Genomic DNA, 18,383 nt, shown 5'->3' with positions numbered 1-18,383 from the left:
GAGCGCCATCATACCTGCTCCGCCTGAAGCCCCGCCGTGGGAAAACAGGGCGGATCCGATGGGGAATCCGCCCCGTGAGCGTTTACTTTGCCAGGTTCAGTTCTTTCAGCAGCTGCGGCGCCGGCGCCACTTCCTGCATGATCCACTGCATGTAGCGGCTGTCCACGGCGATCATGCGGGTCATGACCGGATCGAACACCCAGTTGGAACTGACCGATTCCCAGTTGCCATCGAAGGCCAGGCCGACCAGCTTGCCGTGCGCGTCCAGCACCGGCGAGCCGGAGTTGCCGCCGGTGATGTCCAGGTTGGACAGGAAATTGACCGGCACCGAACCGACGCGCTTGTCTTCCAGGCCGCCATACCGCTTGGCCTTGACCGCATCGAGCAGCGCCTTCGGCGAATCGAACGGGTCTTCGCCGGTTTCCTTCGCTACGATGCCTTCCAGCGTGGTGAACGGGGTGTAGTTGACCCCGTCCTTGCCGTAGCCCATGACGTTGCCGAAGGTGATGCGCAGCGACAGGTTGGCGTCGGGATAGACGAACCCGCCCTGGCTCTTCTTGTAGTCCGCCACGGCCTGCAGGTAGAGCGGGCGCGCGCTGAGCGACTCACCTTCGCGGATTTTCTTCTGCTCTTCCTGCTTCAGCAGCGCCGGCATCATCGCCACCGCGTACTGGATGGCTGGATCGGTGCTGGCTTCGAATGCGGCACGGTCGGCGGTGAGCCACTTCAGGCGCTCATCCAGGCTGCCCAGCCGGGTGCCACCCAGCTTGCCGACCAGTGCCTTGACCGCGTTGGCATCGCTGCCGGCCAGCCACTGGTTCAGCACCGCGTTGTCGCGCTGCGCGGCCGGCAGGGCGACATACTGCTCCAGCCAGTACTGTTGCAGCTGCTGGTCCATCTTCGCCACGTAACGGCGGTCCATCTGGCGGATGCCGCCTTCGATGGTCGGCAGGTCGCGCTGCTGGTAGCCGGCTTCGCGCTCGGCGTCCGGCTTGCTGCGCTCGATCGCGGTGCGGTACAGGGTGATCGCCGAAGCCACGGCAGAGGTGTTGTTGAACTGGCTGACGAACAGGTCACGCTCGCGCGTGCTGCGGCCGGTTTCCAGGTGCTTGAGCAACTGCGCGTGCGCGGCCAGCGCCGGCTTGCCAGCGGTGCCCTGCTGCTTCAACCAGGCCAGCACCTGCGCCTCTTCGGCCTGCTTCTGGCCGGCCGCATCGATGCGCTTGAAGCCTTCCAGCTGGCCGGCGTAGTTCTTGGCGACGTTGTTCATGCTGGCCGCGGTGGCGGCGTACTTCACCTTGACGTCGGCGTCGGCCTTGCCGGCATCTTCGATCAGCTTCAGCACGGCGTTGTAGTGGCGGGCGATGGTCGGATAGGTCCAGTCGGCGGTTTCGTTGAATTCGCCAGCCAGTGCGTAGCGGTTGGTGCGGCCCGGGTAGCCGGCCACCATCACGAAGTCATCGGCCCCCAGCGGCTGGTCGGCGAACTTCAGGAAGTGCTTGGGCTGGTAGGGCACGTTGTCGGCTGCGAAGGCGGCTGGCTTGCCGTCCTTGCCCACGTAGGCGCGGTAGAAGGAGAAGTCGCCGGTGTGGCGCGGCCACATCCAGTTGTCGATGTCGCCGCCGAACTTGCCGACGCTGCCCGGGGGCGCGTAGACCAGCCGCACGTCCTTGATTTCCAGATTGCGGAACAGCCGGTAGGTGTTGCCGCCGGAGAAGCTGTACAGGCGGCAGCGGAAGCCGGCGTCGGCCTCGCAGGCGGCCACCTGCGACTTGTCGAAGGCATCCAGCGCGCGGGTGCGGGCCAGCGGGTCCTTGCCTGCCACGGCGATGGCGGCCTTGGCCTGCGCGGTCACATCGGTGATCTGGTCCAGCACGTACACGCGGGCATTCGGGCCGGCGCTGAGTTCGTCGCTGGTCTTCGGGGCGTTGAAGCCGTCCTTGATCAGGTTCTTTTCGGCCGTCGAGTTCAGCTGGATGGCGCCGTAGGCACAGTGGTGGTTGGTGACCACCAGGCCCTGCGGGGAGACGAAGCTGGCAGTGCAGCCGCCGAGGGCGACCACCGCGCCCATCGGGTCACCGGTCAGGTCGGCCAGCTGCTCGGCCGACAGCTTCAGGCCGGCCTTCTGCAGGGGACCGGCGATTTCCGGCAACTGCTGAGGCACCCACATGCCTTCTGCGGCATGGGCGAGCTGGACCAGGCCAAGGCTGGCGACAATGGAGAAAGCAAGCAGGTTCGAGCGCATGAAGCGGCCCTTGGGTAATGGAACCGTCGATTCTAGCCCGCCGCCCGGCTCCGGCAGGATGCCCGGAGGTCATGGGTCATGCTCCCCTGGCTCACAGGCTGCGGGGTGGCGGGGCTACTGTGGCCTGGTAGCGCCGACCCATGGTCGGCGGCATTACGCCGGCTGACCCGCGCTGCAACATGGCGCGGGCGCTGGCGGCTTTATAATCCGCGCCATCTTTCCCCCTGTGAGTTCCACCGAGATGGCACAAACGATGAAGGCGCTGGTCAAGCGCGAAGCCGCCAAGGGCATCTGGCTGGAAGAAGTGCCGGTGCCGGTGCCGGGCCCCAACGAGGTGCTGATCAAGCTGGAAAAGACCGCCATCTGCGGCACCGACCTGCACATCTACCTGTGGGATGAGTGGAGCCAGCGCACCATCAAGCCTGGCCTGACCATCGGCCATGAGTTCGTCGGCCGCGTCGCCGCGCTCGGCAGTGCGGTCACCGGCTATGAGGTCGGCCAGCGCGTTTCGGCCGAGGGCCATATCGTCTGCGGCCACTGCCGTAACTGCCGCGGCGGCCGTCAGCACCTGTGCCCGAACACCGTCGGCATCGGCGTGAACGTGAACGGCGCCTTCGCCGAATACATGGTGATGCCGGCCACCAACCTGTGGCCGATCCCGGACCAGATCCCGTCCGAGCTGGCCGCCTTCTTCGATCCCTACGGCAATGCCGCGCACTGCGCGCTGGAGTTCAATGTGATCGGCGAGGACGTGCTGATCACCGGCGCCGGCCCGATCGGCATCATCGCCGCCGGCATCTGCAAGCACATCGGTGCGCGCAACGTGGTGGTCACCGACGTCAATGATTTCCGCCTGAAGCTGGCCGCCGACATGGGCGCCACGCGCGTGGTGAACGTGGCCAACCAGTCGCTGAAGGACGTGATGAAGGAACTGCACATGGAGGGCTTCGACGTGGGCCTGGAAATGAGCGGCAATCCGCGTGCGTTCAACGACATGCTGGACTGCATGTACCACGGCGGCAAGATCGCCATGCTCGGCATCATGCCCCGCGGCGCCGGCTGCGACTGGGACAAGATCATCTTCAAGGGCCTGACCGTGCAGGGCATCTACGGCCGCAAGATGTACGAGACCTGGTACAAGATGACCCAGCTGGTGTTGTCCGGCTTCCCGCTCGGCAAGGTGATGACCCACCAGCTGCCGATCGATGACTTCCAGAAGGGCTTTGACCTGATGGAAGAAGGCAAGGCTGGCAAGGTGGTCCTCAGCTGGAACTGATCGAGCGCGCGAAGCGCGTCCGATCAGTTCTCCCGCATGTTTCCTTATCCCCGCGCCTGTCGGCGCGCCCCCTTGAACAACAAGGGGGCTCTCCACCAGAGGGAACAAAGGGTCACATGATTGAAAAAGGCGCCTGCAAGGGCGCCTTTTTCGTTGTGCATGACGTTCGCTGCACGGTCGCACGCGGGGCGCTGGTTACTTGCCGATGGCTACCGTGAACACCACGCGGTTGTCGGCCAGGTAGCCGTTGTTGTCACGGCCGGCGCCATCGGTGCCGTGGAAGCCCAGGCCAAGGTTGAACAGGCCGAACTGACGGCTGACGCCGATGTTGAAATCGGTGTAGTCCTTGCCGAAATCGGTCTCAAGCGAGGTGCGTCCGACGTTGGCCGCCAGGGTGAAATCCTGCGGCAGCGCCCACTCACCGCCGATGGCGTAATACCAGCTCTTGGTATCCGAACCGGACAGGTCATTGGTGTAGGCCACGGTGAGCTTGTACTGCTCGGCGAAGGTGGTGCTGGTGATCAGCTCGTTGTAATTGAGCTCGCTGGCACCCGGGTAGGTGTAGCGGTTGAACAGCACGTCGAAGTTGACGTTGTCACTGACGTCGAAGCCGTAACCGATCAGGAAGTCCACTTCGGTACTCGGGTCGCCCGGCCCGAAGTCGACGCCGGAGCCCCAGACGCCGGCATACAGGCCGACCGGGCTGGTGTAGGTGAAGCCGGCCTGCAGGGTCGGATCCTCGTCGGTCTGCGACACGCCACGGAAGACGTAATCGGACACGGCGGTGACGTTCCAGCTGTAGGGCGACTCAGCTTCCTGCGCGCTGGCGGCGAACGAGGCGAGGGACAGGACAGCAGCAGCGGCAAGACAGCGGACGGCGTGCTTCATGGGCGTCTCCGGGGGGCGATGGCGGGGAGGAGGGACATGGGGCGTGGCGCGGACCGGCTGCGTGAATCCATCCGGTTCACGGTTTTTTAACCTGTTTGATATTGCAACGCAACACGTTCGTGCTCCCTGCCCTGCCGCCCTTCCATGGCCGGGGCGGGTAAAATCGTCGTTTCCCCGTGTTGAGCCGTGCTGCCACCATGACCGAATCCTCGCCTGACCTGACCCGCCATTACGCCGAGGAACTGGACGCCATCCGCGACCAGGGCCTGTTCAAGTCCGAGCGGATCATCACCAGCCCGCAGTCGGCGGAGATCACCCTGGAAGACGGCCGCACGGTGCTCAATTTCTGCGCCAACAACTATCTGGGCCTGGCCGACCACCCGGACCTTATCCAGGCCGCCAAGGATGCGCTGGACAGCCACGGCTTCGGCATGGCGTCGGTGCGCTTCATCTGCGGTACCCAGGACCTGCACAAGCAGCTGGAAGCGCAGATTGCCGACTTCTTCGGCAAGCAGGACACCATCCTGTATGCGGCCTGCTTCGACGCCAATGGCGGCCTGTTCGAGCCGCTGCTGGGCGAGCAGGATGCGATCATTTCCGACAGCCTCAACCACGCTTCGATCATCGACGGGGTGCGCCTGTGCAAGGCCAAGCGCTTCCGTTATGCCAACTGCGACATGGCCGATCTGGAAGCGCAGCTGCAGGCCGCCGATGCGGCCGGTTGCCGGACCAAGCTGATCACCACCGACGGTGTGTTCTCGATGGACGGCTTCATCGCTCCGCTGGACGAGATCACGGCGCTGGCCCGGAAGTACGGCGCGCTCGTCCATATCGACGAATGCCATGCCACCGGCTTCCTCGGCAAGACCGGCCGTGGCTCGGCCGAAGTGAAGGGCGTGCTGGACGGGATCGACATCATCACCGGCACGCTCGGCAAGGCGATGGGGGGGGCGCTGGGCGGATTCACCACGGCCAAGGCCGAAGTGATCGAACTGTTGCGCCAGCGCTCGCGCCCCTACCTGTTCTCCAACTCGCTGCCGCCGCACGTGGTGGCCGCCGGCATCAAGGCCTTTGAAATGCTGGCCGCCGCCGACGACCTGCGCGAAACGCTGGTGGCCAACACCACCTACTTCCGCGAAAAGATGGTGGCTGCCGGTTTCGACGTGAAGCCCGGCGTGCACCCGATCAGCCCGGTGATGCTGTACGACGCACCACTGGCGCAGAAGTTCGCCGAGCGCCTGCTGGAGGAAGGCATCTACGCGATCGGCTTCTTCTTCCCGGTGGTGCCCAAAGGCCAGGCGCGCATCCGCACCCAGATCAGCGCAGCGCACACGCGCGAGCACCTGGACCGCGCCATCGATGCCTTCACCCGCATCGGCCGCGAACTCGGGGTGATCTGACAAAAAGGGGACGGAGGGCATTAAGTCGTATCCAGCCGGTACAGGCTGGATACGACTTAATGCCCTCCGTCCCCTTTTTTGTGTCAGCGGCCCTTGGCCACGCGGATGCCGTTGGCTTTCATCCAGGCGTCGAATTCGTCGGCGGACATCTTCTTGTCGCCTTCGCTCATGTTGAAACGGTAGCTGCCGCGCCCGTCCAGCTCGGGGATGCGTACTTCGATGATGTCCTGCGGCGGCGGTGGCGGGGCCTTGGCCAGTTCTTTCTTGTGGCTGCATGCGGCCAGGGCCGCCAAAGGCAGCAGCAGCGTCAGGCGCAGTGGAGAGGTCAGGAAACGCAACACGGTGGGATACCTCTTTCAGTAAATGCAAAGCCGGGCCCCCCTTGCGCCCGGAGCGGGACCGACGCCAGGCGTCGGCCGCGGGTCTCAGCCCGGTCCTGCAGCGGCCTCCAGTTGCCGCCGGTCTTCCATCTGCAGCATCCGCCACTGGCCCTTGGGCAGTTCGCCGAGCCGCAGCCCGCCGATGCCGATGCGGACCAGCCGCAGTACCTGCAGGTCGAACGCGGCCAGCAGGCGACGGATGTGCCGGTTGCGCCCTTCGTCCAGCGTCACTTCCAGCCACGAGGTCTTTTCGCCGGTACGCAGCAGATTCACCGCGCGCGCGGCCAGGAATTCTCCTTCGTCCTCGATGCCAGCGCAGAATGCGGCGAGCATCGACGCCTCTGGAATGCCATCCACCTGCACGTGGTAGGTCTTGTCCGGGCCGGTGGCCGGATCCATCAGCGCGGCCGCCCACTGCGGGTCATTGCTGAACAGCAGCAGGCCTTCGCTGGCTTTGTCCAAGCGTCCGACCGGCGCCAACCACGGCAGGCCGGCCCCATCGAAACAGCGGTAGACGGTATCCCGGCCCTGTTCGTCCTGGACGGTGGTAACCAGGCCGCGCGGCTTGTTGAGCATCAGGTAGATGCGCGGCGCGGCATCCAGCGGCTGCCCATCCACGCGCACCTGCTGGCGGCCGGCCTGGATCGGGAATTCGGGATCACGGATGGTGCGCCCATCCACGCTCACGCGGCCGGCGGCAATCCAGCGCGCGGCTTCAGTACGCGAACACAGGCCCGCCTTGGACAACACGCGTGCCAGTCCGTGGCGAACGCCCCCGCCTGCTGCAGGCGCTGCGCGCCCACCACCGGGGCGGGCACGAGCAGGTGGGTTGGCAGGCGGGCGCCGTGGCCGCATGTCCTGCCCCGCCCTCACTTACTTCTTGTCAGCCGGCTTGGTCTCGGCAGAGGCTTCCACCGGGGCAACGGGCGCGACGGCGGTGGCCGGCACCGGACGGGCCTTGACCACGCGAACGCCACGCGCCTTCATCCAGGCATCGAACTCCTCGGCGGTCATGCGCTTGCCGTTCTGGCTCATGTCAAAGCGCCATGGCGTGTTGTCGAACGCGGTCTGCGGCTTGTAGGCGGCCGGGTCATTCGGACTCACCGCCGGTGCACTCGGCATGGCCTTGGCCACGTTCTGGCAACCTTCGATGCGCAGGCGACGCAGCACGCTGTCCAGCGACTGGGCCTGTTCGTAATTGGTGGTCAGCACGCCGGCGGGCATGCCCAGCCGAGAGTTGCGGGTAAACAGCTCGCTCGCCACCGGTGCGATCGCGGTGGCCGGCAACGGCAGCGGAGCGCTGCTGGCCGAGACCGAGCAGTCCACGGCAGCGTGGGCGGCGGGAGCCAGGGCCAGGGCCAGGACGACGGCCGATGCAGTGCGCAGCATGAGGAGCATCCAGAAAAGTGGGTAGTGGCGCGAGTTTAACAGCGACACAACGGCTTTCAAGATCCTACATTCAATGAATACGGCAACTCATTGGTTTTTTTGTTTTTTTCGGATAAGCGGTAAAAACGACAGCGCACAAACAACAAGACCCGGCCGAAGCCGGGTCCTGCTGTGTGTCTTACCGGTGAAGCGTCAGAACTCAGTTCTGGACGTTCAGCTCGGTACGACGGTTCTTCGCACGGCCTTCCGGGTTGTCCGAACCATCAGCATTGGTGTTCGGAGCAATCGGGCGGCTCTCGCCGTAACCGACCGGACCCTGCAGGCGCGAAGCAGCAACGCCGTTGGAGGTCAGGTAGTTGTACACGGCGGTAGCACGACGCTCGGACAGCTTCTGGTTGTACTCGTCGGAACCCTTCGAGTCGGTGTGACCAGCAACTTCAACCTTCAGGTCCGGGTAACGGGTCAGGATCTGCGAGGCTTCGCTCAGGATCGCAACCGCGTCGGGACGCAGGTTGGCCTTGTCGAAGTCGAAGTTGACACCCTTCAGGTCGATCGAGACCGGCACCGGGCAACCGTCCGGACCGATGGTCTGGCCAGGCTGCGAATCCGGGCACTTGTCGTCGCAGTTGTTGACGCCGTCACCGTCGTCATCCAGGTCGGCGCAGCTCGGGGCAACCGGAGCCGGAGCCGGCACGGCAGCGACCGGAGCCGGTCCCAGCGGGATCACGACGCCGACCGAAGCCAGCACGTCGCCGAACCAGTCTTCGCTCGGAGCGGCAACGCTCTTGTCGTCGAAGTCAGCGCGGTAGGCCACTTCGGCACGCACGGCAACGCGCTTGTCGAAGGTGGTCTGCAGACCGGCGCCGAGCTTGGCGGCGAAGCTGCCGTCCTTGCGCTCACGCGGGCCATTGGCGTCGACAGCAGCGAACTCTTCTTCCGACTTCTGGTAGCCCAGGCCGAACAGCAGGTACGGGTTCCAGCCGCGGCCTTCCTGCACGAAGTGGCGACGCAGGTCCAGCGAGGCGCCGTACTGCGACCAGTTCAGGTCCTGGTTGGCGTCGAAGTTCGGGTTCTGGTAGTTCAGCTCACCGTCGAGCGACCAGTTCGGGCTGATGAACTTGCCCAGGCCCAGGCTGACGAACGGAGCATCGTTGGTGGTGCGGTCGCTGTCCTGGAAGTTGAAACCAGCCGAACCGGTCAGGTACCAGCGGTCGTCAAACTCCTGTGCCGAAGCAGCCTGGGCGAAAGCCAGACCACCCAGCAGCGCGGCGGTAAGGATCTTCTTGTTCATTGAGTACAGCTCCTATATCGGGGGTATGAAACCGGTAGAGGCATGGGCCAGCACTACGACAGCCGATTCAGCACGCCACCGCCGCGAACATTATGCTCAGGGGAGTGAAGGCCATGTTAACAGTCCCGTAACATGTGAAAAACGGGCGCCGGGCCTCCACCGGACCGGCGGTTGCACCCTATACAGGATCATGAAAAACCGCAACAGTCAGGCGTGGCAAGGGTTTTACCGGGCTTCAGTCTCGCGCTGCAACATTTTGCTTTGGCGGAAAGTCAAGCGTTCATCCCGCAGCCTGCGCGGTGAGGAACTTTCTACGCCAGGCCAGTCTGAACGGCAGTGGCATGCTGTTAACGACGCTCAAACGGATTTACTGGCACACACCTGCGTGGCCACGCGGCGATGGGTGTGCATGCGCGTAACGCCTACGCAGTAGATTCACTGAGCCGATCAAGCAATCACTGCCGAGGCTGTGCGCACCGCTGTATGGCGCGAATTGCGGCGTGCTGTACCTGTTCGCCCCCCCTCTGCGGGCCTATCGTGGCGACAGACCCTAGAGCCCCTGCCGCCATGCCCTCCTCCCTGCTGCTGCGCATCACCCAATTGGTTGTCGGCCTGTGCCTGTACGGGCTGGGGATTGCCCTGATGGTGCGTGCGGGAATCGGCGTGGCGCCCTGGGATGTGCTGTCGCAGGGCATCGCGGCGCATACGCCCCTGTCCTTCGGCCTGGCCACCAATGCCATCGGCGCGGTGGTGCTGCTGCTGTGGTGGCCGCTGCGTCAGAAGCCCGGCCTGGGCACCGTGCTCAACGTGCTGCTGATTGGTCCCGCCGCGCAGTTCGGACTGTGGCTGCTGCCTGTGGTGGAAGGCCTTTCGCTGCGGCTGCCACTGTTTGCTGCCGGACTGCTGCTGATCGCCGTAGCCACCGGCCTGTATATCGGCGCACGCCTGGGGCCCGGTCCGCGCGATGGACTTATGACGGGCCTGCATGCCCGCAGCGGCTGGCCGATCTGGCAGGTGCGTAGCCTGATAGAAGGCAGCGCCTTGCTGGCCGGCTGGCTGCTGGGCGGCAACGTGGGACCGGGCACGCTGGCCTTCGCGCTGCTGATCGGGCCGCTGTGCGGCATGACCCTGGGCTGGTTCGGCATCGGCAGGCCCCGGGTCGCGGCGCACGCGACGGTTCCGCCGGGCTGACCCGCCCGCCCCCGAACGCCCCGCCGCATCGGGGGGAAATACCGCAGCGCGTCTTGCGATGGACGCGGATTCACGGCACGCTGGACGCTTCCGTACGCAAGCGTATCCACGATGACGCCAGCCAGCGACAGCGCCTACCCCCACCTGTTCACTCCGCTCGACCTGGGCTTCACCCAGTTGCGCAACCGGATCCTGATGGGCTCCATGCACACCGGGCTGGAAGACCGCGCCCGCGATTTCCCGCGCCTTGCCGCCTACTTTGCCGAGCGCGCCGAAGGCGGTGTCGGACTGATCGTCACCGGTGGCTTCGCGCCCAACGTGGTCGGCTGGCTGAAGCCATTCGGCGGCAAACTCAGCTGGCCATGGGAAGTCGGTCCGCATCGCCAGCTCACTGCGGCCGCCCACCAGCACGGCGCGAAGATCTGCCTGCAGCTGCTGCATGCGGGGCGGTATGCCTACCACCCGTTGTCCGTTGCGCCATCCAAGCTGAAGGCCCCGATCAATCCGTTCACCCCGCGCGCCCTGTCCAGCCGCGGCGTGGACCGGCACATCGCCGATTACGCGCGCAGCGCGCGGCTGGCCCGCGATGCGGGCTATGACGGTGTGGAAGTGATGGGCTCGGAGGGCTACCTGATCAACGAGTTCGTCGCCCCGCGCACCAACACCCGCACCGACCAGTGGGGTGGTGATGCTGCGCAGCGCATGCGGTTCGCAGTGGAAATCGTGCATCGGATCCGTGAAGCATGCGGCCCGGACTTCATCATCATCTACCGGCTGTCACTGGTGGACCTGGTCAGCGATGGCAGCAACTGGCAGGAAATCGTCGCCCAGGCACAGGCCATCGAAGCAGCTGGCGCAACGCTCATCAATACCGGCATCGGCTGGCACGAGGCGCGCATTCCGACCATCGCCACCTCGGTCCCGCGCGCGGCGTTCGCCGGGGTTACCGCCAAGCTGAAGCCCCACGTCGGGGTGCCGCTGGTGGCGACCAACCGGATCAACATGCCCGACGTGGCCGAGCGCATCCTGGCCAGCGGCGGCGCCGACATGGTGTCGCTGGCGCGCCCCTTGCTGGCCGATCCGCAGTGGGCCAACAAGGCACGCGCCGGCCGCCCCGAGCGCATCAACACCTGCATCGCCTGCAACCAGGCCTGCCTGGACCACGTGTTCGAGAACAAGCTGGCCAGCTGCCTGGTCAATCCACGCGCGGCGCATGAAACCGAGCTGGTCTATCGGCCCACCACATCGCCGCGGCGCATCGCGGTGGTCGGTGCAGGACCGGCCGGCCTGGCCTGTGCGACCGTCGCTGCCGAACGCGGCCACCATGTAAGCCTGTTTGACGCCAACGATGAGATCGGCGGCCAGTTCAACGTTGCCAAGCGGATCCCGGGCAAGGAAGAATTCCACGAAACCCTGCGCTACTTCCGCCACAAGCTGGAGGAAACCGGCGTGCAGCTGCGGCTGGGCACGCGGGTGTCTGTCGACACGCTTGCCGGCTTCGACGAGGTGGTGCTGGCGACCGGCATCCTGCCGCGCAAGGTCGATTTCCCCGGCGCCGGACATGCCAAGGTGGTGGACTACCTGGACGTGCTGCTGGGCCGGGTCACGGTGGGTCCGCGTGCGGCGATCATCGGCGCTGGTGGCATCGGTTTCGATGTCGGCGAGTTCCTGAGCCATGCCGGTCCGTCGCCGTCGCTGGACACGGCGAGCTGGATGGCCGAATGGGGCGTTGATCCGAGTTTCGAAGCGCGCGGCGCCCTTGCCCGTCCGGTCATCGTCCCTTCGCCACGCAAGCTCTGGCTGCTGCAGCGCAGCGCCGGACGTCCGGGCGCGAGGCTCGGCAAGACCACCGGCTGGATCCACCGCGCTACGTTGAAAGCCAAGGGCGTGACGCAGCTGGGTGGCGTGGAGTACCTGGGCGTGGACGATGCCGGTCTGCATATCCGCGTGGAGGGGGTGGAGCAGTTGTTGGATGTCGATCACGTGGTGATCTGCGCAGGCCAGGAATCCAACCGTTCCCTGCATGCGGAACTCGCCGCGGCCGGCATCTCCGCGCAGCTGATCGGTGGTGCCGACGTCGCTGCGGAACTCGATGCCAAGCGCGCGATTGACCAGGGCAGCCGCGTCGCCGCTGCCCTCTGAAAAAGCTGAATAGGGGCAGCGGGATCGGCTTTCCGACCCTGCCCCGAACCTGAATGTCAACTTGTTTGATTCAGGATGCGTTGCGAAATACCCCCTTACCTTGCGCCAACTTTCCCGCTCACCACCCAGTTCCGGTGAGCAGGTGCGGCCCACCTGATCGATCGTCGATCACGTTTCGTGGCCGCCCACGGGGTGACCCCGATGGTCGCCTCCCCATGACGCCAAGCCGTACCTCCGCCTCTGCCGGCCACACTGCCGGCGGAAGCGCCAGGTCCGGCCCATACGGAGCAAGGAGTTATATGAAACTGGCCTGGATTCTCTGGCTGTCGCAGTTGTTGCCGCAGCCGGCCGCTGATTCGTTGTGCCTGAGCACGACCGTTTACCTTGAAGCCCGCGACCAGACGGTGCGTGGCCAGCAGGCCGTCGCCGAGGTGGCCCTGCGACGCCGCGACAGCGGCCTGTGGGGTGACTCGATGTGCCAGGTGGTAACGGCGCGCAAGCAATTTGCTCCGACCATCGTGGCGCCGGGCACCCAGCTGGCCAATGACGCCGCTTGGCGCGAAGCGATGACCGTTGCCTTCGATGCTGAACGCAACTGGGCCCTGCCGGTCAGCGAGCGCAAGGAAATCGTGCCCGGGGCCAGCCACTTCGCGGCGCTGTCCATTGCCAGCCCGAGCTGGCGCAACGCTTACCAGGTTGCGACCATCGGCGACCACACCTTCTACAAGGTGCAGAGCCTCAAGCCGCGGCAGTCGTAACGCACTGTTGTGCCTGCGCGTGATTGCCGGGCGCTGCGGGCTCCGCGATAGTGTTGGTCTGTTGCCACCTATCCCGCGCGGAGTTCCCATGAAGCTGTACAGCAAGCCCGGTGCCTGTTCCACCGCCGACCACATCGCCCTGCAATGGACCGGCCAGCCGTTCGAGGTTGAACTGCTGGATCGTGAAACCCTGAAGAGCCCGGCGTTCCTGAAGATCAACCCGGTCGGTTCGGTGCCCGCGCTGGTCGATGGCGATTTCGTGCTCACCCAGAACGCGGCGATCATGGGCTATATCGCCGATACCCATCCGCAGGCAGGCCTGGCAGGCGACGGCAGCCCGCGCCAACGCGCTGAAGCGGCCCGTTGGCTTTCCTTTGTCAATTCCGACGTGCACCCGGCGTTCTCGCCGCTGTTCGCCCCAGGCAAGTTCCTGGCTGATGAAGGGCAGAAGGCAGCACTGGCTGCGGCCGCGCACAAGCGCCTGCGCGGCCTCTTCGAACAGGCCGACGCACAGCTGGCCGACAAGCCGTGGCTGGCCGGATTCCGCAGCTTCGCCGATCCCTACTTCTATATCACCCTGCGCTGGGCCGCCGCAGCGAAGGTCGACCTGTCCGGCCTGGAGCATCTTGCCGCGTACAAGACGCGCATGGATGCCGATGCAGGCGTTCAGGCCGTACTGAAGGCGGAAGGCCTGGCCTGAGCCGGGACTGCAGTCCACGCGCGGGCAGTGGCCGCGCGTGGGTGTGCATCAACGCTGGATATCGATGTCGGTACAGCTGAAGAAGCCTTCGTTGCCGCTGTCGTCCCGCTGCCAGTAGTGATACAGCACCGCGCGACCCGCCCTGTCCGCAGGAATGGGCACGTTGAAGGTGTAAGTGGGCAAAGGCGTCCCGGGTACGGGTGGCGGAGCCGCTTCGTTGTAGATTTCCTCCAGGTCGTCCCAGCGCAGCGCCCGGCTGCCGTCATAGGACGGCTTGGACAGGAATACCCTCATCCACGACGGATTGTGCGCTTGGGTGAGATCCCACACCACCTCCAGTTGGCCCTGCGCATCGGTCGTGACCGGCTGTGCCCTCCACGCCTGCGAGGCCTGGTCGAGACCGCGCTTGCGCACGTCGCCACCGGCGCAGAGCAGTCCGTCGGGAACGGCTGCCTTGACCTTCTCCAGGGTGTCGCCCTTGTCCTGCGGATTCGCTGATACCTCGTTCCACTGCTGGAACGGCCAGGCATCCATGACTTCGCGATAAGCCTGCCGACAATCCGCGCTTGGTATTTTGCTGCCGTCGGCGGGCCAGTCGTAACCGCGCTCCTTGAAGCAGAGATATTGTCGGGCGATCGGCGAAGCAGGGGCGCCGTGGGCATGTGCGTCCCAAGGCGCCAGCCCCCCACCCATTGCCGACGCCACCGTAAGGAGCATTGAAAAGGCACTCGCACCTGCTGAACGCTTCATGGAGTTGGGTTCCTGTGTCAGACGCGCCCGGATGATGGCCGCACTGACATTGGACATCGCCAATGTGGCTGAGGCCCTCGGGCGATGCAGCAGGACCGGGTAATCCTCTCAGCCGATGAAGCGCAGGGGTCTGCCTTGGCTGTCGCGCAGGCACGTGCGCCGGATATCGATCGAAAGCGCCTGGGATATCCGCACCACGCCCGCCACGGGCCTGAGCGCAGGGCGCAGGCGCTCCCACGCATCGGGAGTGAGCACGCAGGTCCGTTGCAGGTCATCGCCCTGCACGCTGTCCTGCTCGCCCGGTTCAAACACCCAGCGTTGCTGCGGGCCGACGATCTCCAGCGGCAGGCCAGCGCCCAGGCGAACCTCCAGCAGCTCCCGCAGGCGCTCGACCTGCCCCGCGCCGAGCACCAGGGCGGTGCCGCCGGGATCACCTGCGTCCTCCCATTCCAGCATCTCCACCAGCAACAGACCGGTGGCGGCCCCCTGTGCCTGCGTCCCGGCGGCGATGCGGGCGGCCACCTTGGCATCGGACAGCGCGCAGGCGCGGTCGAGGTCGGTGATCCACAAAGGCATGGTCGGTTCCAGCGCCTTCAACACTCCCTCGGTGGACCAGGCCAGGATCGCGCCATGTTCGCCATCGGTCAGCCCCACCGCCTGCAGGAACTGCAGGCGCCCATTGGGGGTCTCGCGCGAGGGCAGCTGCGGATCGTCGACGAAGGCGAGGTGGCGCAGCGCCGTGGCGTGACCGGCGGCGATCGGACCGTTGGCGTCCAGATGGTGTCCCGCCTCCAGCACGTTGCCGGTCTGGAACACGTAGCGTGCGAGATTCTGCAGCAGGCTCATCGGCCAGGTAGGGGGCGCGTCCGCCTCGGTGCTGCCTTCCGCAGCGGCCAGGCGGAAGGTCAGCTCGAAGCCGAAACCACTGACTTCGACGTCGTCGCTTTCCTTGTCGAACAGCTCGGACAGGCCATAGCTGACGTAATGCCAGTGGGGGCGACCCTGTCCACTCCAGTACACACTGACCCCATCCAGCGGGTCCTTGCCGCCGAGGGTCCACGGCAATGCCGTACCGAAGTGACGCGGCACCTGACCGGGATGCGCGGCGCACAGCGCCTGGCTGATGGCATCCCAGCCGGGGGTGCCGTTGTCATCCTTCATGGCGGTGGCAGGCTCGGAAGCGGAGGCGATCTGCACAATGGAACCTGGACGATCCGGGGGCCTCACTTTAGCCGACCCGGGTGTCGGCACGTTGGCCGAAAGGTCTCAGTTCGATCCAACCTTACACGCATGCGCATCCGAATCATCCACGCGCTAGCCGAGCACGGCGGGCTCTAGCTGTTGCCGCGTTTCCTCCAGCCAGCGGTTGGCCAGTGCGGTGCTGCGTGCCTTGCCGATGGCCGCGACCAGGTCCGGCAGCAGCTGTTCGAGTGCTGCCGCGTCGGTGCAACGCTCTATCTTCAACTGCATGAAATAGCCTTTGAGGCCGAGGTGACGGCGCACCGATTCACTCATCAGGTCGTAGAGACGTCGGTACAGCTCCGGGTCCTGGCCGCGGCCTTCGGTCAGCGCCGGGGAGCGTGCCGGCGCGGCCGTGCCACCGACCTTTTCAATCAGGCCCTGTGCCAGCAGTTGTTCCAGCGCGTCGGGCGGCGCACGCAGCCCCGGCAGCAATGCACGCAGTGCATCATCATCGCGTTGGCCGTCAACCATCAAAAGGATCGATCGCAGCGCGGCAGGCAGCCGCCGTGCGCGATCATCGATTTCCTGACGGCCAGCGGCCGTCTTGGCGTGCAGCAGTGCCATGTGCGTTCCCCCCTGTCTGGACTCCCATTACCACCGGCTGCGGCAACCCCGCCTGTTTCCCCCAGGCGGAGCGCCGTGTGGCAGCGCGATGACAGGCCGAGCTTAGCGCAGTCGCCGCGCCGGCGGAGCTGCAGTGCAGCACGTCCGCATGCGGGCGTCCGGGGCCGCCTCGGCACCGGCCCCACCGCACTGTTCAGCGTCCCAGCGCACGCCGGATCTCATCAAGTGCCGCAGGATCATCCAGGGTCGACAGATCGCCGGGATCGCGCTGCTCGGCCAGTGCCTGCAGCGAACGCCGTAACAGCTTGCCGGAGCGGGTTTTCGGCAACGCATTGACCACGTGGATGTGCGCTGGCCGGGCGACCGCCCCCAGCGAGGCGGTCACCGCCGCCATCATTTCCGCCACCACCGGGGCCGGGTCTTCTCCGTTGAGGCCCTGCTTGAGGGTCACGAACACCAGCGGCACCTGCCCCTTCAGTTCGTCCTTGACCCCGATCACCGCTGCTTCGGCCACCCGCGGATGACCGGAAATGGCCTCTTCGATCTCACGCGTGCCCAACCGGTGTCCTGCCACGTTGATCACATCGTCGGTGCGGCCGAGGATGAACGTGTAGCCATCCTCATCGCGGATGGCCCAGTCCAGCGAGCTGTAAAGCAGTTCCTTGAAGTGGCTGAAGTAGCTCTGCAGGAAGCGCGCATCGTCGTTCCATACGGTGCTCATGCAGCCCGGCGGCAGCGGCGGGGTCATCACCAGCACGCCCTTCTGCCCGGGCGCGACCTCCCCCCCGGTGTTCTCATCGATTACCTTCATCCGGTAACCCAGGTTGGGGAAGCCGGGAGAGCCGAAGCGCACCGGTTTCATGTCCAGTCCCGGCAGCAGGGTGAGGGCTGGCCAACCGGTTTCGGTCTGCCAGTAGTTGTCGATGATCGGCTTGCCCAGCGCTTCGCTGGCCCAGTGCGCGGTGGGCTCGTCCAGCGGCTCGCCGGCCAGGAAGATGTACTTCAGCGCTTTCAGGTCATGCCGGCGGATGAAGTCGACGTCGTGCTTTTTCAGCACGCGGATCGCGGTCGGCGAAGAGAACAGGGTGCGCACGTTGTACTGCTCGCACAGCGCCCACCAGATGCCCGGGTCCGGGTGGGTCGGCAGGCCTTCGTACAACAGCGACGTGCAGCCGCCGATCAGCGGTCCATACACGTTGTAGGAGTGCCCCACCGCCCAGCCGACATCGGAGGTGGAGAACATCACCTGGCCCGGCTGGCAATCGAACACGGTCTGCATCGACTGGGCCATCGCCACCGCATAGCCGCCGACATCGCGCTGCACGCCTTTCGGCTTGCCGGTGGTGCCGGAGGTATACAGCAGGTAGCTCGGCTCGCTGGACTCCAGCCATTGGACGGGCACGTCGACTTCGCCGACTTCGGCACGCAGGGTGGCGTAGTCCACGTCGCGCCCGGCCTGGCGCGGTTCGGCCGGGTCCAGCCCGCGCGACACGATCAGCACGTGCGGTGGTGGATTCTGCGCCTCGGCGCAGGCCGCATCGACCATGCCCTTGTAGGGAATGAGCTTGCCCCCACGCATGCCGGCGTCGGCGGCGATCAACAGCTTCGGCCGCGCATCGTCGATGCGCAGGGCCAGGTTGTGGGCTGCAAAGCCGCCGAACACCACCGAGTGCACGGCGCCGATCCGGGCGCAGGCCAGCATGGCGAACACCGCCTCGGCCATGTTCGGCATGTAGATGACCACACGATCCCCATGACCGACCTCCAGCCGCTTCAGCACGGCGGCGAAGTCGTTCACTTCGCGGTACAGCTGGCGGTAGGTGATTTCGCGCGTGGTACCGGTTTCGGTGGACACGGCTACCAGCGCGAGCTGGTCGGGGCGTTCGGCCAGGTGACGGTCGACGGCGTTGTAGCAGAGGTTGGTTTCCCCGCCGACGTACCACCGCCGGAATGGCGGATTGCTGTAGTCCAGCACCTGCTGTGGCTTCTTGTGCCAATAGATGCGATTGGCTTCTTCGCCCCAGAATTCCTCCGGCTCGTCGATCGAACGGCGGTAGGTTTCTTCGTAGTCCATGACACAGCCCTCCCAGACAAAGTCATGGGATCGAGCATAGAGCGCCAGCAGCGGCGCGAACGCCCCGACCTTGGTCGTACAACTGTCGCTTAT

General features: G+C 65.6%; 16 protein-coding genes. 6 read left to right on the top strand and 10 right to left on the bottom strand.

Annotation, left to right across the window (positions count from 1 at the left end; all coding sequences use genetic code 11):
- Positions 1-82: 82 nt before the first annotated feature.
- A complete protein-coding gene (locus CXG43_RS03530) occupies positions 83-2,245 on the bottom strand; it encodes a S46 family peptidase (protein ID WP_101098706.1) in 2,163 nt (720 codons plus the stop codon).
- 241 nt (positions 2,246-2,486) lie between these two features.
- Here CXG43_RS03530 and tdh point away from each other — a divergent pair, with 241 nt between their 5' ends.
- Complete coding sequence (gene tdh, locus CXG43_RS03525) at positions 2,487-3,521, top strand: L-threonine 3-dehydrogenase (protein WP_182657610.1); 1,035 nt, start codon at positions 2,487-2,489, stop codon at positions 3,519-3,521.
- 195 nt (positions 3,522-3,716) lie between these two features.
- Here tdh and CXG43_RS03520 read toward each other — a convergent pair whose 3' ends face one another.
- Complete coding sequence (locus CXG43_RS03520; RefSeq protein WP_101098704.1) at positions 3,717-4,409, bottom strand: TorF family putative porin; 693 nt, start codon at positions 4,407-4,409, stop codon at positions 3,717-3,719.
- Between the two features lie 197 nt (positions 4,410-4,606).
- Here CXG43_RS03520 and kbl point away from each other — a divergent pair, with 197 nt between their 5' ends.
- Positions 4,607-5,809, top strand: coding sequence for a glycine C-acetyltransferase (gene kbl, locus CXG43_RS03515; protein WP_101098857.1), 1,203 nt, complete (start codon positions 4,607-4,609; stop codon positions 5,807-5,809).
- Between the two features lie 83 nt (positions 5,810-5,892).
- On the opposite strand, the gene CXG43_RS03510 is transcribed toward kbl, so the two are convergent.
- The 4 genes from CXG43_RS03510 to CXG43_RS03495 form a co-directional block, all read right to left on the bottom strand.
- The gene (locus tag CXG43_RS03510; protein ID WP_101098703.1) at positions 5,893-6,150 is read right to left on the bottom strand and encodes a hypothetical protein; all 258 of its coding nucleotides are present in this window, start codon (positions 6,148-6,150) and stop codon (positions 5,893-5,895) included.
- Between the two features lie 84 nt (positions 6,151-6,234).
- Entirely contained in the window at positions 6,235-7,044 is an 810-nt protein-coding gene (locus tag CXG43_RS03505; RefSeq protein ID WP_101098702.1) for a pseudouridine synthase, read from the bottom strand.
- Between the two features lie 18 nt (positions 7,045-7,062).
- Complete coding sequence (locus tag CXG43_RS03500; RefSeq protein ID WP_101098701.1) at positions 7,063-7,578, bottom strand: hypothetical protein; 516 nt, start codon at positions 7,576-7,578, stop codon at positions 7,063-7,065.
- A 199-nt stretch (positions 7,579-7,777) separates the two neighbouring features.
- On the bottom strand, positions 7,778-8,869 hold the full coding sequence (locus CXG43_RS03495; RefSeq protein ID WP_101098700.1) for an OmpA family protein: 1,092 nt from the start codon (positions 8,867-8,869) through the stop codon (positions 7,778-7,780).
- A gap of 567 nt (positions 8,870-9,436) precedes the next feature.
- Here CXG43_RS03495 and CXG43_RS03490 point away from each other — a divergent pair.
- The 4 genes from CXG43_RS03490 to CXG43_RS03475 all read left to right on the top strand — a co-directional run bounded on the left by CXG43_RS03490 (position 9,437) and on the right by CXG43_RS03475 (position 13,660).
- A complete protein-coding gene (locus CXG43_RS03490; protein WP_101098699.1) occupies positions 9,437-10,060 on the top strand; it encodes a hypothetical protein in 624 nt (207 codons plus the stop codon).
- A gap of 111 nt (positions 10,061-10,171) precedes the next feature.
- Entirely contained in the window at positions 10,172-12,202 is a 2,031-nt protein-coding gene (locus CXG43_RS03485) for an NADPH-dependent 2,4-dienoyl-CoA reductase (protein WP_101098698.1), read from the top strand.
- 299 nt (positions 12,203-12,501) lie between these two features.
- Positions 12,502-12,960 (top strand): cell wall hydrolase, encoded by a 459-nt coding sequence (locus CXG43_RS03480; RefSeq protein ID WP_042615053.1) that lies wholly within the window; start codon positions 12,502-12,504, stop codon positions 12,958-12,960.
- Between the two features lie 88 nt (positions 12,961-13,048).
- Positions 13,049-13,660 (top strand): glutathione S-transferase N-terminal domain-containing protein, encoded by a 612-nt coding sequence (locus tag CXG43_RS03475; protein WP_101098697.1) that lies wholly within the window; start codon positions 13,049-13,051, stop codon positions 13,658-13,660.
- Between the two features lie 48 nt (positions 13,661-13,708).
- On the opposite strand, the gene CXG43_RS03470 is transcribed toward CXG43_RS03475, so the two are convergent.
- From CXG43_RS03470 to prpE, 4 genes are all read right to left on the bottom strand, one after another.
- Positions 13,709-14,467 carry a lytic polysaccharide monooxygenase gene (locus tag CXG43_RS03470; RefSeq protein WP_101098696.1) on the bottom strand — a complete coding sequence of 253 codons (759 nt, stop codon included), beginning with the start codon at positions 14,465-14,467 and terminating at the stop codon, positions 13,709-13,711.
- Between the two features lie 51 nt (positions 14,468-14,518).
- The gene (locus tag CXG43_RS03465; protein WP_232767576.1) at positions 14,519-15,607 is read right to left on the bottom strand and encodes a suppressor of fused domain protein; all 1,089 of its coding nucleotides are present in this window, start codon (positions 15,605-15,607) and stop codon (positions 14,519-14,521) included.
- 117 nt (positions 15,608-15,724) lie between these two features.
- Positions 15,725-16,216, bottom strand: coding sequence for a hypothetical protein (locus tag CXG43_RS03460; protein ID WP_042615051.1), 492 nt, complete (start codon positions 16,214-16,216; stop codon positions 15,725-15,727).
- A gap of 193 nt (positions 16,217-16,409) precedes the next feature.
- Positions 16,410-18,290, bottom strand: a complete 1,881-nt coding sequence (gene prpE / locus CXG43_RS03455; protein ID WP_101098695.1) for a propionate--CoA ligase — start codon at positions 18,288-18,290, stop codon at positions 16,410-16,412.
- Positions 18,291-18,383 lie beyond the last annotated feature (93 nt).

The organism is Stenotrophomonas sp. Bg11-02 (genome assembly GCF_002836635.1).
GTDB lineage: Bacteria > Pseudomonadota > Gammaproteobacteria > Xanthomonadales > Xanthomonadaceae > Stenotrophomonas > Stenotrophomonas lacuserhaii.
Note: the sequence above shows the minus strand (reverse complement) of the source record. Positions and strands in the feature narration are given on the sequence as shown.